Raw genomic sequence first — 15,116 nt, forward strand, 5'->3', positions numbered from 1 at the left:
GGGGCACAACAGCCCCGGGCCTCCTCAACCGATGTGGAGGCTGATCGTCCCGTCCCCGACGGCCTCCACGCGTACCTTCGTGAGGTCCTCGACCACCACGTCCGGCTCGTGGACCGCGGCCCGGGGCCCGACCCCGACCACCGTCATCCCGGCGGCCCGCCCCGCCGCTATCCCGGCGCCGGAGTCCTCGAACACCACACAGTCCGCGGGGGCGACCCCCAGCTCGGCGGCGCCCTTCAGGAAGCCCTCCGGGTCGGGCTTGCTCGCCCCGACGGACTCGGCGGTCACCCGCACCCCGGGCAGTTCCAGCCCGGCGGCCGCCATCCGGGCCGTCGAGAGCGGCACGTCGGCGGAGGTCACGAGGGCGTGCGGCAGCCCGCGCAGCGAGGCCAGGAACTCCGGCGCCCCGGGGATCGCGACGACGCCGTCCGTGTCGGCCGTCTCCTCGGCGAGCATCCGGGCGTTGTCGGCGTGGTTCTGCTCCATGGGCCGGCCGGGCAGCAGCAGCGCCATCGAGGCGTAACCCTGCCGCCCGTGGACGACTTTCATGACCTCGTCCCCGTCGAGCCCGTGCCGCTCGGCCCAGCGCCGCCAGACGCGTTCGACCGCGGCGTCGGAGTTGACGAGGGTGCCGTCCATGTCCAGCAGGAGGGCGCGGGCGGTGAGCACGGCGGTGGCCGTCATCGGCAGCTCCAAGGCTCAGGGCGCGAGACAGGGGCACGAGACGCCCCCGGAGGGACAAGGCGGCCCCGCCCGCCGGTCAGGGAAAACGGGCGGAGGCCACTTTGTTCCTCCACGGTACAAAACAAGTCCGGGTTCGCGCCAGGGGGCCCCTGCGGACGTTCACCCACTGTTCAGCTCAGCCGGTCACGGCCTCCCACAGGCTCCACACTCCGAGACCCAGCATCACCAGCGCCGCGATCTGTGTGATCAGCCGCAGCGGCACCTTCTTCATCAGCGCCTTTCCGCCGACGATGCCGAGCCCGGCCACGGCCCACAGCGCCAGCACCGCACCCAGGCCGACGGAGAGCGGGTCGTCGTAGCGGGCGGCCAGGTTCGCGGTCATGATCTGGGTGAGGTCTCCGAACTCGGCGACCAGGATGAGCATGAAGCCCGCGCCCGAGACCTTCCAGAAGGACTGGTTCTCCGGCTTGCGGATCTCCTCCTCGTCCTCGCCCTTCTTCAGCAGCAGCATCGCGGCGCCGCCGAGGAAGAGCACGCCGGTCAGCGCGTGCACGATCTGCTGCGGCAGCAGGGTCAGCACGCTGCCGGCCGCGACGGCGAGCGCGACGTGCAGCGCGAAGGCGGCGGCGACCCCGGCGAAGACGTAGGAGGCGCGGTAGCGGGTGCCGAGGACGAGGCCGGCCAGGGCGGTCTTGTCCGGCAGTTCGGCGAGGAAGACGACGCCGAAGACGACGGCCGTCACGGTCAGGCTGATCAAGGGTTCCTCAATCGGTCGGGGCTGCCCCACCGAGAGTGCTGAGCCTGTCGAAAACTTCCGACGCGACACCTCGGCACGGCAGCACACTCGGCACCCGTGCCGTACGGCACGGGCGTGCACTGCTTGCCGAAGGTCTCGCTGGCGGGTCCGGGAAAGGACCTGCCTCCGGGCGCCGGCTCAGGCGAGCTGAGCAGTATGTCGACGGTCCGGCGAAGAGCTACTCCCCTTCTGCGCCGTCCATGGTACGCGACGCCCCTGGCGTGAAAAGTTTCCGCCTGAACCTTGTCATGTCATGGACGCGTCATTAACTTCTCACCGGGCGCACACCTGTGCGCAACACGGCACCGCGAGCATTCCCCTCGCTCGCCCGCCAACACCCCCCTCTCCACAGGGAGTTCGCATGCCCAGGTTCTACGCGCGTCGACGGCTCGGTGTGGCCGCGGCCGCCACCGCGCTCATATCCTCCGTGGCCCTCTTCAACGCCCCCACGGCCTCCGCCGCACTCCCCACCCCGGTCAGCGGCGCCACCGCCCGCTCCTACCTCGCCACCCTCACCGTGGCCACCGAGGACCGCACCGGCTACAACCGCGACCTCTTCCCGCACTGGATCACCCAGTCCGGTACCTGCAACACCCGCGAGGTCGTCCTCAAGCGCGACGGCACCAACGTCGTCCAGGACTCCTCCTGCGCCGCCACCAGCGGCAGCTGGTACTCCCCCTACGACGGCGCCACCTGGTCCGCCGCCTCCGACGTCGACATCGACCACCTGGTCCCGCTGGCCGAGGCCTGGGACTCCGGCGCCGACAGCTGGACCACCTCCCGCCGGCAGGCCTTCGCCAACGACCTGACCCGCCCGCAGCTCATCGCGGTCACCGACAACGTCAACCAGGCCAAGGGCGACCAGGACCCGGCCACCTGGATGCCCTCCCGGACGGCGTACCGCTGCACCTACGTCCGCGCCTGGGTCCAGGTGAAGTACTACTACGACCTCTCGGTCGACCCGGCCGAGAAGTCCGCGCTGACGAACTACCTGGCGAGCTGCTGACGCGCGCTGTTTTCGTGTCGGAACCTCCCCGCTGACCTCCGTCGTTCCGTACCGTACGGGGCGACGGAGAGGGGATCGCCATGGCCGGACTGCGCCTCGGACCACTGCTGAGGTACACCGACGGCTCGTCCGCGACCGTATGGGTCGAGACGAGCCGTCCGTGCGCCGCCGAGGTGCGCTGTGCCGACGGCGCGGGCGGCACGGCCCGGACCTTCCAGGTCGCGGGCCACCACTACGCGCTCGTCCCGGTGACCGGCCTCACGGCCGGCACGACCACGACGTACGAGGTCTTCCTCGACGACGCCCGGGTGTGGCCGCCGCCCGGCTCCCCCTTCCCGCCCTCGGCGATCCACGCGCCGGGTCCGGAGGGGGCCCTGCGGGTCGCCTTCGGCTCCTGCCGCTGGGCCGCCCCGCCGGCCGGCGGGCACGACCCCGTCGGCCCGGACGCCCTCGACGCGCTCGCCACCCGCCTCGCGGCCGACCCCGAGGGCGAGCGGCCGCACGTCCTGCTGCTGCTCGGCGACCAGGTGTACGCCGACGAGACCTCCGACACCACCCAGCGCTGGCTGGCGGCCCGCCGCGACCTGGGCGAACCGCCGGGCAGCGGCGTCGCGGACTACGAGGAGTACACGCACCTCTACTACGAGTCCTGGCTCGACCCGCGCATCCGCTGGCTGCTGTCCACCGTGCCCAGTTTCATGATCTTCGACGACCACGACGTCATCGACGACTGGAACACCTCCGCCGCCTGGCTCGCCGACATGCGGGCCACCGACTGGTGGCGGGAGCGGCTGCTGAGCGGCCTGATGTCGTACTGGGTCCACCAGCACCTGGGGAACCTCTCCCTGGAGGAGCTGGCGGCCGACCCGGTCTACCAGCAGGTCCGCGAACTCCCCGACGGCACCGACGTGCTGCGCACCTTCGCCGCCCGGGCCGACGCCGACCCGGCCACGGCCCGCTGGAGCTACCGGCGCGACTTCGGCCGCGTACGGCTGGTGATGGTGGACAGCCGTGCGGCCCGCGTCCTGGACGAGAAGTCCCGCTCGATGCTCGACCCGGGCGAGGAGGCCTGGCTGCGCGAGCAGGTGCTGGACACCCCCGAGACGTACGACCACCTCCTCCTCGGCACCTCGCTGCCCTGGCTGCTGCCGCACCTGGTGCACGACGCCGAGGGGTGGAACGCGGCGCTGTGCCGGGGCGAACGGGGCGAGCGCTGGGCGCGGTGGAGCGAGAAGGTGCGGCGGGCCGCCGACCTGGAGCACTGGCCGGCGTTCCCCGAGTCCTTCGCCGGGCTGGCGGAGCTGATCGCCGAGGCCGGCTCCGGGAAGGACGCCCCGGCGACGGTGTGCGTGCTGTCCGGGGACGTGCACCACGCCTATGTCGCCGAGCCGTCCTGGCCGGGCTCCGGCCCCGACGCCCGGGTGGTGCAGCTCGTCTGCTCCCCCGTCCACAACTCCGTGCCCCTGTCGATCCGGCTGGCCTTCCGGGTCGGCTGGAGCGCTCTGGCGCGCGGCCTCGGCCGCGGTCTCGCGCGGCACGGCCGCCTCTCCCGCCCGCCGGTCGGCTGGCGGAAGACGGGCGGGCCCTGGTTCGGCAACCAGCTCATGACCCTGACGCTGCGCGGCCGTTCGGCCCGGCTGCGACTGGAACAGGCGAAGGCGCGGCAGGGGACGGGCCCGCGGCTGACGACGCTGCTGGACTCCGAGCTTGCCCCGTAACCCACCCGTACCGCCCGTTTGTTGCCGCTGTGACCTGTGATGCCAGTGAGGCATGCCACAGCGAGCGTCAATCCTTCCCCACGGGCCCCGACTCCCGCTCCCGGCGACGGCATGATGAGGCGGACCGTCCGCTTCCCCACCGGCGGACCTCCGACACTCGCGCCCCCCACGCCCTGGAGTTCCCCCCTTGTCTGCGTCGCCCGAGGAAGCCGCCCCGGCAGAGGCATCCATACCGGCGGAGGAGTCCGCCCCGGCAGAGGCATCCATACCGGCGGAGGAATCCGCGCCGCTCGAGACATCCGCGCCGCCCGGGAAACCGGGGTCGCTCTCCATCGCCCTGGTCGGGGCCGGGCCCCGCGGCACCAGCGTCCTGGAACGCCTCTGCGCCTCCGCCCCGGAACTCCTCCCGCCGGGCGCCCGGTTGACGGTGCACGTCGTCGACCCGGATCCGCCGGGCCCCGGCCGGGTCTGGCGCACCGCGCAGTCGCCCGAGCTGCTGATGAACACCGTGGCCTGCCAGGTGACCCTGTTCACCGACGACAGCGTGGACTGCTCTGGCCCGATCCGCCCGGGCCCGAGCCTGTACGAGTGGGCGCGCGGCGCGCTGGGCCCTGACGAGTACCCGACCCGGGCCGACTACGGCCGCTATCTGGAGTGGGTGTTCGCCGAGGTCGTACGGGAGGCACCGGCGGCGGTGCGCGTCGAGACGCACCGGGCGCGCGCCACCCGGCTGCGGGACACGCCCGGCGGCCGCCAGGCCCTCACCCTCGACGACGGCCGCACGCTGACCGGCCTGTCCGCGGTGGTCCTGGCCCAGGGCCATCTGCCGACGACGGCCGACCCGGTCCAGCGGCGCCTCGCGGCCCACGCCGCCCGCCACGGCCTGCGGCACGTCCCGCCCGCCAATCCGGCCGACGTCGACCTGTCCGCCGTACCCCCGGGCGAACCCGTCCTGCTGCGCGGACTCGGCCTCAACTTCTTCGACCACACGGCCCTGCTGACGACCGGCCGCGGCGGCCGTTTCGTACGCGACGACCGGGGGCTGCGCTATCTCCCCTCCGGCCACGAGCCACGGCTCTACGCCGGTTCCCGGCGCGGTGTCCCGTACCAGGCGCGCGGCGACAACGCGAAGGGGCCGTACGGCCGGCACGTCCCGCTGGTCCTCACACCGGAGGTGATCGCGGGCTTCCGCAAGCGCGCGGACTCCGGGGAGGCGCCGGACTTCCGGGCGGAGATATGGCCGCTGGTGGCGAAGGAGGTGGAGACGGTCTACTACCGCGCGCTGCTGCGGCGGGCGGGGACCGCCGGTTCCGGTGCGGGGCAGGGCGGGCGGGACCGGGAGTTCGCCGACCGCTTCCTGGCCGTCCCGCACGGCGACCCCCGCGAGGCGCTGCTGCTGGACGAGTTCGGCGTGTCCGGCACCGGCCGCTGGTGCTGGGAGCGGATCCTGCGGCCGTACGGCGGACGGGACTTCGCGCACCCGGGCGAGTGGCGCGACTGGCTGCTGGCGTATCTGCGCCGGGACGCCGCCGAGGCCGCCCTGGGCAATGTGCGCGGCCCGCTGAAGGCGTCCCTCGACGTGCTGCGCGACCTGCGCAACGAACTCCGGCTGATCGTCGACCACGGCGGTCTCGCCGGCGCCTCCCGCCGGGACCACCTGGACGGTTGGTACACGCCGCTCAACGCGTTCCTCTCCATCGGCCCGCCCCGGCGCCGCACGGAGGAGCTCGCGGCGCTGGTGGAGGCGGGTGTGGTGACGGTGCTCGGGCCGCGGTTGCAGGTGGTGGAGGAGGACGGGGCCTGGACGGCGTACTCGCCCGACGTGCCGGGTTCGGCCGTCCGTGTGAAAACCCTCATAGAGGCCCGGCTGCCCGAACCCGACCTGCGGCGCACGGCCGACGAACTGCTCGCCGGGCTGCTGCGAACCGGCCAGTGCCGCCCGCACACCGTGGACGGTTACACAACAGGGGGGTTGGATGTGACGCGGCGCCCGTATCATCTGATTGACCGTCAAGGAGTTGCACACACAAGGCGGTTCGCGTTCGGAGTGCCGACAGAAGGCGTCCACTGGGTCACTGCGGCGGGAGCGCGTCCGGGGGTGGATTCGGTCACCCTTTCGGACGCGGACGCGGTGGCGAGAGCCGCTCTACGTGCGGCTGGGGCCGAAATCGAATCCCAGCCAGAGGCAAAGCAGTGGCCAAATGTTGAACTTGCAAGCATCAATTAGGCACACCTAACGTGGGTTACTCGTCGGTTCTGTCCCCGACCGGCCCCGCACGGGCCGGCCAACCGAAGGAGACCCCCCATGACCGCACGCCTGAACGGCGCGCAGCCATACGCTCTCGGACTGTTCCGGATCGTCGTCGGCCTGTTGTTCGCCTGCCACGGCGCCGTCGCGCTCTTCGGCGTCCTCGGTGGTGTGGACGGCAAGGGCGGCACCGCCTCGACCGGTGCCTGGCCCAACTGGTACGCGGCCGTCATCGAACTCGTCGGCGGCACCCTGGTCCTGCTGGGCCTCGGCACCCGCATCGCGGCGTTCATCTCCTCGGGCGCCATGGCGTACGCGTACTTCAAGGTCCACCAGCCGCAGGCCCTGTGGCCCATCGAGAACAGCGGCGAGGGCGCGGCCATGTACTGCTGGGCCATGTTCCTGCTGATCTTCACGGGCTCCGGCGCCTTCGGCCTGGACCGGCTGCTGGCGAAGCGCACCTCGGCGCAGGAGCAGCGGTCCGCCCGGACGCCGGTGACGGCCTGAGCCGCCCGGTCCGCTCCGACGCCGAACGGCGCCTCCCACCCGGGTGGGAGGCGCCGTTCGGCGTTTCCGCTACCCGCCCGCGGCCACCCACCCGAACGGCACCGTGAAGCAGGCCACCCGGGCGCCGGCGCCGCCCGGCACGTCGTGGAGGACGACCGAGGACGCCTCACCGCGCCGGAAACCCCAGTCGTGCCGGGCACTCGCCGCGCCCGTGCCGTGCCGGTCGGCGGTGAAGTCCAGCCAGACCTCGTTGTGCGGACCGACGTGGTGCGGATCGCCCGACGGCCGGTGCTGGTAGTGCCCGCCGGCGGCCTCCGGGTCGGCGCCGCAGGGCTTGCGGTGCACATGGACGCCGTAGGCGTGCCCGGGCTTCATGCCGGTCACCCGCAGCCGGACGGTCGTCGCGCCGCCGCGAGCCGTGCGCTGGCCGACCTCGATCCACGAGGCCGTGGGGACGAGGCTCCGGTCGTACGTCAGCGCCGGCGACCGGTCGGCGGCGCCGGGCGGGGCGAACCGGGCGTCCGTCCGCATCGCGTAGCCGTGGGCACCGCCCGGGCCGCCGGCGAACAGGGCGGTGGCGACGGCGCTCGCGCATATTCCTGCCAGCATGGTGTGTACCGTTCCTCACCTTGTGCGTGGTCACGACCCCTTTCCGTTGCTACGGGACGCCCGCGCCGACCGCCCTCCGGGACACGGCAGCCGGGTGACAACCCGGACGAGGCGCGACGAGGTGAACACTCCGTACCGAACGTACGAGCCCCCCGTGAACCACCCGTCACACCCCGGGCGTACGCTGTATGGCTGTCATGGCCACTCCTGCCGTTCCCCCCGCGACATCGCGGCACGGTCTGGCCCACGGGGGAGTCACGGGGAGTTGTGGTGCTGGAGCAGGTGGGGTCGCTGGTCGGCAGCCCATGGATCTACGCGGTGGTGGCCCTGTCCGTCCTGCTCGACGTGTTCCTGCCGGTGCTGCCCAGCGGCGTCCTGGTGATCACGGCGGCCACGGCGGCGGCCGCGGGCTCGGCGGCCGACGTGCCCGACATCCTGGCGCTGACCCTGTGCGCGGCCACCGCCTCCGTCCTGGGTGACCTGGTCGCCTACCGCCTCGCCTGGCGCGGCGGGGACCGGCTGGACCGGGCGATCTCCCGGTCCCGGCGCCTGACCACCGCGCAGGAACGTCTCGGCGCGGCGCTCTCGCGGGGCGGCGGCGCGCTCGTCGTCCTCGCCCGCTTCGCCCCCGCGGGCCGCTCGGTCGTCTCCCTCGGCGCGGGCGCCGCCCACCGCCGCGCCCGCGACTTCCTCCCCTGGTCCGCCCTGGCCGGCCTCACCTGGGCGGCGTACAGCGTCGCCCTCGGCTACTTCGGCGCGCACTGGCTGGGCGCGAGCTGGCTGGCGACGGCGGTGTCGGTGGCAGCGCTGTTCGCGGCGGGCGCGGGGGCGGCGTACGTGGTGCGCAGGGAGCCGCGGGCGTCGTAGGGGGTGCGCTGGGGCGGGAAGCGGGGGCGGCGCAGCCGGTCCGCCCGTTCAGCTCGCCCGGCGCGTTCCGGCGCCCCGTACCTCCAGGCCGTCCAGCAGTTCGGCCGTGGCCTGCGCGACGGCCTCCACCGCGCGGTCGAACACCTCCTGGTTGTGGGCGGCGGGGGCCCGGAAACCCGAGACCTTCCGCACGTACTGCAACGCGGCAGCCCGAATGTCCTCCGCCGTGGCCTCTTCGGGCAGCACGGGCGGACGCAGGGTCTTGATACTCCGGCACATGCCCCCAGTCTCGCCCGTTCGGCCCCCATGCGACAGCGACTCCTGCCATGATCGCGGAGAGGCGGCCACCATCCCGGGGCCGACCGACGAGAGGAACCCGACATGGGCAACGAACTCACCGTGGCCGTCCTGGGCCCGGGCGGCGTGGGCGGCCTGCTCGCCGCCCTGCTCTCCCGCGCCGGGCACCGCGTGATCTGCCTGGCGGGCGAGAAGACGGCCGACGCCCTGCGCACCGACGGCATCCAGGTCCGCAGCGGCCGCTTCGGCGACTTCACGGCCCGCGTGGAGGCCGGCACCGTGCTGGGCGAACCGGTCGACGCCTGCCTGATCACCGTCAAGCACACGAGCCTTGACGCCGCCCTGGCTCGCGTCCCCGCGTCCGCGCTGTCCGACGGCCTCCTCGTGCCGTTCCTGAACGGCGTCGAACACCCGGCGATCCTGCGCGCCCGCTACCGGGCCGACCGCGTCGCCCCCGCCGTCATCCGCGTCGAGTCGACCCGGGTCGCCCCCGGCGTCATCGAACACGGCAGCCCCTTCGCGGAGATCGACCTGACCGGCACGGGCGTCCCCCGGGCCCGCCTCGACGCCCTCGCCGAGGCCTTCGACGCCGCCGGTCCGGCCACCCGGGTCCTGGAGGACGAGACGGCGGCCCTGTGGGCGAAGATGTCGTTCCTCGCCCCGATGGCCCTGCTGACCACCCGCCACGGCGTCCCTCTCGGCGAGGTCCGCACCCGCCACCGCGCCGAACTGACCGCGCTGGTCGAGGAGACGGCCGCGATCAGCCGCGCGTGCGGCGGCCCGGCGGACCCGGCCCAGGCCCTCGCTCGCTACGACGCCTTCCCACCGTCGATGAAGTCGTCGATGCAGCGCGACGCCGAGGCGGGCCGGCCCCTCGAACTGGACGCCATCGGCGGCGCGTTGCTCCGCGCCGCCGACCGCCACGGCGTACCGGCTCCGGTGACGGCCCGGGTGGTGGGCGAACTGGCCGCCGGCCAGGGAGCGGCCGATACGATCACGAGCAGTTAGCTTGTCTTACTGACAGTGCTGCCGGAGTCTCGATAGTGTGCAGGCGGCGCGAAGGGGGACGGGCATGCGCAAGTTCTTGTCGTCATTGCTCAGGGCGGCTCCGACGCGCACCGGCTCGGCGCTCCGCGCACCCGTCATGGCGACGGTCGCCGGGATGCTCGGCATCTCCTATGCCGCGTTCAGCGGCCGTGGCGTCGACGCCATCATGCTCGTTCCGGTCGGCACGGTGGTGCTCGTTCTCGTCGTGCAGAAGGCGTTCGCGCTGTTCGACAACCTGGAACTCGTCCGGGAACTGTCCCAGAAGGAAAACCACTTCCGTTCCCTGGTGCAGGACTCGAGCGACGTCATCATGCTCGTCGCCCCCAGCGGCATCCTGAGGTACGTCTCCCCGGCCGCCGCCGACGTCTACGGCCGCCCGGCGGAGGATCTGCTGGGCACGGAACTGGCCGGTGTCATCCACCCGGATGACCTGGGCAGCGTCGTGCACGAGGTGCGGCGTTTCCTCGCCGCCGACCCGGTCGAGGAGCCCACCACGCGCATCGAGTGCCGCTTCCGCTCGGGCGACGGGACCTGGATCCACGTCGAGTCGGTCGTCAAAAGGCACCACGGCGGCCTGATCTTCAACAGCCGGGACGTGACCGAACGCGTGCGGCTCCAGGCCCAGTTGCAGCACAACGCCGAGCACGACCCGCTCACGGACCTGCCCAACCGCGCCCTGTTCACCAAGCGCGTCCAGCACGCGCTGTCGGGCCGCCGCGCCTCCGAGAGGGGCGTGGCCCTGCGGAACACGGCCGTGCTCTTCATCGACCTCGACGGCTTCAAGGCCGTCAACGACACCATCGGACACCAGGCCGGGGACGAACTGCTCGTCCAGGCGGCCCGCAGACTGCAGGACTCGGTCCGCCAGGGCGACACCGCCTCCCGGCTGGGCGGCGACGAGTTCGCCGCCCTGATCGTCGGGGACAACACCCGCGACCGCGAGGCGAGGCAGCGGCACATACTGGAACTCGCCGACCGACTCAGGACGACGCTCTCCCAGCCCTACCTCATCGACGGCAACGATGTCCGCGTCAACGCCTCCATCGGCGTCGCCTTCGCCGAACCCGGCCTCGGCGCGGGCGAGCTGCTGCGCAACGCCGACCTCGCGATGCACCGGGCCAAGGGTGCCGGCAAGGGCCGCGTCGAGCTGTACAAGCCGCAGATGCAGCAGGACGTCGTCCGCAAGGCCGAGCGGGCCACGCGCCTGCGCGCCGCACTGCACGACGGCGAGTTCACCCTGCTCCACCAGCCCGTGGTGTCCCTGGAGGACGGCCGGATCACAGCGGTGGCCGCGCACGTGCGCTGGCGCTCCTCGCAGGGAGTGCTCTTCACGCCGGCGGAGCTTCGGGCCGAAGGCAGTGAGGAAACCACCGAGTTGGACCGATGGACACTGGACCAGGCCGTCGCGCAGGCCGCAGAACGGTATGCGGCGGGCCTGGCAGTGCCGGTGGCCGTCCGCATCAGTGCCCGCCGGTTCCTGGACCCGTCGAAGCCCCTCGGCTCGATCGAGGCTCTGCTCACCCGGCACGGCCTGCCCTCCGGGTCGCTGATCATCGAACTGTCCGACGCCGACCCGACAGTCTCCCTGGACGAACTGGAACCTCGTCTGGGCGCCCTCAGACGGATCGGTGTCCGGATCGCGCTCGACGGGTTCGGCAGCGACCCGGCGGTGATCACGACCCTCAGGCGGCTTGCCCTCGACGCGCTCAAGCTGGACCGTGGCCTGGTCGAGGGCGTCGTCGAGTCCGCGCGCCTGCACAAGATCACCAGTGGGCTGCTGCGCATCGCCGGCGACCTCGGGCTGCAGTCCGTGGCCGAAGGGGTGGACCTGCCCGAGCAGGTCGTCGCCCTGCATGCGATGGGCTGCACCCACGGACAGGGCATGGCCTTCTCCGGGCCGCTGGACGAGTACCGACTGCGTCGGGCACTCGCCGTCGGCCGCTATCCGGTTCCGCACAGGCGGCCCGGCGTCGGCTTCGAGGGCAGCGACGTACGGGGCACGGCATCAGACGGCGACACCTTTGCCGGACCGGGGCTTGCGGCGGCGGAGCTGCTGCGCGGGTACACGCGGCACAGCCAGGACGAGGCCGAGGCGGTGACCAGAGCGGCGGGTGAACTCGAGTACGCCCTCGCCCGGCTCTTCGCGATTCTGGGGCCGCCTCCCGAACCGACGGCGGTCGAGTACGACCCGGCAGGAAGCGGTGATGGAGGCGCGCGGCAGTGAGCGTGGAAGAAAGCAGCGGCGCCCCTCCCCTCCCGCCGGACGACCTCGTCGTCTCGGTGGGTCTGGAGATCGCCATGAAGTGGGGTGCCGCCCTCGGCGGACCGGAGCAGCTCAAGATTGCTTTAGCGGCTCTGGAACCACAGTTGAAGCGGGATCACCAGATCCGGCTCAGGCAGTTGGACATGCAGCGGGAGGCGGCTGCGCGCCAGGACGAGAACGCCAGGGCGGCCGCGGAGCGCGAAGTGCGGCTGGCGCGGGAGAAGCGTCAGCACGCGCTGTGGATGACGGGTCTGTATGTGGGCGCCGTGATCAGCATCGCCATGCTCGGCGCCGGTATCTACGTCGCCAAGGACGTGTGGTGGCTTGCGATCATGCTGTGCGGTCCCAGTCTGATCGCCATGGGCAAGCTCTATGTGCTGCGGCGCAGTGACAGCGAGGACATGAGGGCAGTGGCCCGGAGCACCCGGGGTGCGACGAACGCCGCCGGCCAGGCGCAGCCTCCGCCCATTCCGTGACGAGCACAGGCAATCGGTCACCTGTTCGCATGCACCACGGGAAGACGCTCGTCCACTCAATTCGAACAGGCGTATCATTGGGTCGTGGCTACGACCTATGACTTTCCGAGTGACCTCCTCGCCGGTCAGGAGGAACTCCATCAGGTCCGGGCCGAGCTGTCGGCCCTGCTGAAACGACTCCCGTGGTCGGTGGAGCCGCTGGACGGCTTCAGCGACGACAACGGCTGGCGCAAGGTGGAACGCCCCGCCTCCCCCGGCTGGACGGCCGACGAGCAGGCGGAGGTCGAGAAGCTCCGGCGACGCGAACACGAGCTCGCGGTGTTCGTCAGCACCCACCGCTACTGGTCCGAACTCAGCGGCCCCGAGCGGGTGGTGGCCCGCTCGGCGCTGAAGCACGCGCACGAGGCTCCGCCGGAGGAGACCGACGGAGCCTCGTAGCGGCTGGAGGGTCAGCCCGCGGCCCCACCGCTCTTGCCCTTGCCGAGCAGCTTGTTCATCTCGCTGATCTCGGCGTTCTGCGCGGTGACGATGTCGTCGGCCATGGCCTTGGCGGGGCCGTAACGGCCCTTGCTCTTCTCGACGGTGGCCATCTCCACGGCACCCTCGTGGTGCTCGACCATCAACGCCAGGAACTTCGCGTCGAAGGCCTCGCCCGAGGACTTCTCCAGCTCGGCCATGTCCTCGTCGCTCATCATCCCCGGCATGCCGGAGTGGCCCGCGGCGGAGTGGTCCATGCCGGCGCCGGGCTCGGGGACGTCCTCGCCCCAGGTCTTCAGCCAGCCGGTCATGGTCTTGATCTCCGGGTCCTGGGCCTTCTCGATCCGCGCCGCGAGGTCCTTCACCGCGCCGGAGGAGGCCCGGCCGTCGGCCATGCGCGCCATCTCCAGGGCCTGCCGGTGGTGCGGGATCATGCCCTGCGCGAAGGAGACGTCCTGGGCGTTGTGCTTCCCGGCCGCGGGCTCGGTCGCGGCGCCGGCGGACGAGGAGGCGTGCCCCCGGTGCCCACTGCCGCTGCTGCCGCTGCCGTCGCCGCCGCACGCGGTGAGGGCGGTCAGGGCGACGCCCGCCACCGCCACGAGGGCGGCCCGGCGCGTCAGGGTACGGATGCTGGTCATGCGTGAACTCCTGCTTGCTTCTGCTTGCTTCTGGAACGGGTTCAGGACACGGCGACGCACCGCCCCGGGCATGCGAAGCCGGCGCGGGGCGTGAGGGTGTCCTATATCCGCAGAAGCTGGAGTTCGGAGAGCGATGGTGAAGCGCGCGCACCGTCCGGACCGGCGCCGTCGCGCGCCCGTACGACGTCCTCCCGTACGGGCACGGGCACCGGGTCGGCGACGAGCAAGGGCAGCACGGGTCCACCGCCGACAGCCCCCGACGCACAGGTCGCGTCGGCGTGCTGGACGTGCCCGTGACCGCATTGCCCGTAGGGCGTGGCCTGCGGGTGATGTGCCGCGGAGGTGCCTTCGTGGGTCTGGGTCGCGTGCGAATGCTGCGCGGGCGTCGGCTGCCCGTGCGCAGGCTGTGCGTGCATCTGCCCGGGGAGACCACCCCCCGGCGCCAGCCCGTGCATCCCCAGCAGCCCCACCAACAGCCCCAGCACACACAGCGCACGCCACCGCCGTACGGCGAATCGCGGGGCACGCTGTCGGGGGCTGTTCACGCCGCACATCTTAGAGAACGGCGCGGGCCGATGCGGGCCCGGGGCGTCTGACGGTGGTCCCGTCGCGGACGGCCGTAGCCGACCTCAGAACGGGTTCAGCGTGCGCCGAACCCGGCTGATGACGTTCTGGGCGTCCGCCCCGTAGACCGCGGACTCACTCAAGGTGTCCCACACGCGCCGGTAGGAGACCACGGTCGCGTCGTCGTCGAGCCACAACTCGGCATGCCAGTCCTCAGCGATGACGAGACTGCCGTCGAGGATCCAGAACCCGTTCGCGGCCGGGACCCGCAGCGACGCGCTCAGCGGAATGATCCCAAGCTCGACCGTGTCCATCCCGACCTGTCCCGCCAGCCGGTCCAGCTGGGCGGCCAGCACGGACGGGGGGGCACACCAGCGCGTGCAACGCGGCCTCCCACACGAGCGCGTGGAACCGCCGGCCTCCCTGATACAGCCACGACTGTCGTTCCATCCGGGAGCGGACGGCCTCCTCCGTGTCCCGCTTCGTCCCCTGCAGATCCGCGTACCGCAGGAAGATGTGCCGGGCGTAGTCGGCGGTCTGGAGCATGCCCGGGACGACAGCCTCTTCCCACGCGTGGATGACACGTGCTCGGTCGACAGCGACGTTCCACGTGTCCTGGACGGGCCGGTGCCCGGCAGCGAGCTGGCGGTTCCACGACCGGATGTGGGCCTCGAACCCTTTGAGTCGGGCGTCCAGTTCACCGACCACTTCGGGCTGTCCGACGGCGTGGGCCCAGGCATGGAGGTCCTCACTCGTCGCGGTCTGCCGGCCGCCCTCCAGCTTGTACACCTTGGAGTGCGGCCAGCCGAGCCGCTGTGCGAGCTGTGTGCCGGTGAGACGGCCCTCAGGAGCGGACAGGCGTAGTTCCCTCAGCCGATGGCCGAGGGCCTCCCGGGCCTGCTGGTAGTCCGTGCTCACC

The 15,116-nt window shown here is 72.3% G+C and carries 14 protein-coding genes and 2 pseudogenes; 9 read left to right on the forward strand and 7 right to left on the reverse strand.

Annotated features, from left to right (window positions below; genetic code table 11):
- Nucleotides 1-24: 24 nt before the first annotated feature.
- Nucleotides 25-684: an HAD-IA family hydrolase gene (locus C1703_RS11280; RefSeq protein ID WP_114251969.1), complete on the reverse strand. Its 660-nt coding sequence runs from the start codon at nucleotides 682-684 to the stop codon at nucleotides 25-27.
- A 175-nt stretch (nucleotides 685-859) separates the two neighbouring features.
- Nucleotides 860-1,441, reverse strand: coding sequence for a TMEM165/GDT1 family protein (locus C1703_RS11285; protein WP_114251971.1), 582 nt, complete (start codon nucleotides 1,439-1,441; stop codon nucleotides 860-862).
- 400 nt (nucleotides 1,442-1,841) lie between these two features.
- On the opposite strand from C1703_RS11285, the gene C1703_RS11290 reads away from it, so the two are divergent.
- The 4 genes from C1703_RS11290 to C1703_RS11305 all read left to right on the forward strand — a co-directional run bounded on the left by C1703_RS11290 (nucleotide 1,842) and on the right by C1703_RS11305 (nucleotide 6,959).
- The gene (locus tag C1703_RS11290; RefSeq protein ID WP_114251973.1) at nucleotides 1,842-2,486 is read left to right on the forward strand and encodes an HNH endonuclease family protein; all 645 of its coding nucleotides are present in this window, start codon (nucleotides 1,842-1,844) and stop codon (nucleotides 2,484-2,486) included.
- 80 nt (nucleotides 2,487-2,566) lie between these two features.
- Complete coding sequence (locus C1703_RS11295; protein WP_114251975.1) at nucleotides 2,567-4,204, forward strand: alkaline phosphatase D family protein; 1,638 nt, start codon at nucleotides 2,567-2,569, stop codon at nucleotides 4,202-4,204.
- A gap of 331 nt (nucleotides 4,205-4,535) precedes the next feature.
- Nucleotides 4,536-6,431 carry an FAD/NAD(P)-binding protein gene (locus C1703_RS11300; RefSeq protein ID WP_232840749.1) on the forward strand — a complete coding sequence of 632 codons (1,896 nt, stop codon included), beginning with the start codon at nucleotides 4,536-4,538 and terminating at the stop codon, nucleotides 6,429-6,431.
- Nucleotides 6,432-6,509: 78 nt separating this feature from the next.
- A complete protein-coding gene (locus tag C1703_RS11305; RefSeq protein ID WP_114251976.1) occupies nucleotides 6,510-6,959 on the forward strand; it encodes a DoxX family protein in 450 nt (149 codons plus the stop codon).
- A gap of 69 nt (nucleotides 6,960-7,028) precedes the next feature.
- On the opposite strand, the gene C1703_RS11310 is transcribed toward C1703_RS11305, so the two are convergent.
- Complete coding sequence (locus C1703_RS11310) at nucleotides 7,029-7,568, reverse strand: superoxide dismutase family protein (RefSeq protein WP_114251977.1); 540 nt, start codon at nucleotides 7,566-7,568, stop codon at nucleotides 7,029-7,031.
- 270 nt (nucleotides 7,569-7,838) lie between these two features.
- Here C1703_RS11310 and C1703_RS11315 point away from each other — a divergent pair, with 270 nt between their 5' ends.
- A complete protein-coding gene (locus C1703_RS11315) occupies nucleotides 7,839-8,435 on the forward strand; it encodes a VTT domain-containing protein (protein ID WP_114257374.1) in 597 nt (198 codons plus the stop codon).
- Between the two features lie 48 nt (nucleotides 8,436-8,483).
- Here the strand turns inward: C1703_RS11315 and C1703_RS11320 are convergent, their stop codons facing one another.
- The gene (locus C1703_RS11320) at nucleotides 8,484-8,714 is read right to left on the reverse strand and encodes a DUF2277 domain-containing protein (protein ID WP_114251979.1); all 231 of its coding nucleotides are present in this window, start codon (nucleotides 8,712-8,714) and stop codon (nucleotides 8,484-8,486) included.
- A gap of 102 nt (nucleotides 8,715-8,816) precedes the next feature.
- On the opposite strand from C1703_RS11320, the gene C1703_RS11325 reads away from it, so the two are divergent.
- The 4 genes and pseudogenes from C1703_RS11325 to C1703_RS11340 all read left to right on the forward strand — a co-directional run bounded on the left by C1703_RS11325 (nucleotide 8,817) and on the right by C1703_RS11340 (nucleotide 12,956).
- Entirely contained in the window at nucleotides 8,817-9,740 is a 924-nt protein-coding gene (locus C1703_RS11325) for a 2-dehydropantoate 2-reductase (protein WP_114251981.1), read from the forward strand.
- Nucleotides 9,741-9,897: 157 nt separating this feature from the next.
- Nucleotides 9,898-11,736: pseudogene (locus tag C1703_RS11330) on the forward strand (EAL domain-containing protein); the annotation flags it as partial.
- A 263-nt stretch (nucleotides 11,737-11,999) separates the two neighbouring features.
- The gene (locus C1703_RS11335) at nucleotides 12,000-12,518 is read left to right on the forward strand and encodes a hypothetical protein (protein ID WP_114251983.1); all 519 of its coding nucleotides are present in this window, start codon (nucleotides 12,000-12,002) and stop codon (nucleotides 12,516-12,518) included.
- An 84-nt stretch (nucleotides 12,519-12,602) separates the two neighbouring features.
- Nucleotides 12,603-12,956: a hypothetical protein gene (locus C1703_RS11340; protein WP_031112032.1), complete on the forward strand. Its 354-nt coding sequence runs from the start codon at nucleotides 12,603-12,605 to the stop codon at nucleotides 12,954-12,956.
- Nucleotides 12,957-12,967: 11 nt separating this feature from the next.
- Here the strand turns inward: C1703_RS11340 and C1703_RS11345 are convergent, their stop codons facing one another.
- The 3 genes and pseudogenes from C1703_RS11345 to C1703_RS11355 all read right to left on the reverse strand — a co-directional run bounded on the left by C1703_RS11345 (nucleotide 12,968) and on the right by C1703_RS11355 (nucleotide 15,115).
- Complete coding sequence (locus C1703_RS11345; protein ID WP_114251985.1) at nucleotides 12,968-13,633, reverse strand: DUF305 domain-containing protein; 666 nt, start codon at nucleotides 13,631-13,633, stop codon at nucleotides 12,968-12,970.
- 101 nt (nucleotides 13,634-13,734) lie between these two features.
- Nucleotides 13,735-14,187, reverse strand: a complete 453-nt coding sequence (locus C1703_RS39620; RefSeq protein WP_232840453.1) for a DUF6153 family protein — start codon at nucleotides 14,185-14,187, stop codon at nucleotides 13,735-13,737.
- Between the two features lie 75 nt (nucleotides 14,188-14,262).
- Nucleotides 14,263-15,115: pseudogene (locus C1703_RS11355) on the reverse strand (helix-turn-helix transcriptional regulator).
- Between the last annotated feature and the right edge of the window lies 1 nt (nucleotide 15,116).

Origin of the sequence: Streptomyces sp. Go-475 (genome assembly GCF_003330845.1) — a bacterium.
Taxonomy (GTDB): Bacteria; Actinomycetota; Actinomycetes; order Streptomycetales; family Streptomycetaceae; genus Streptomyces.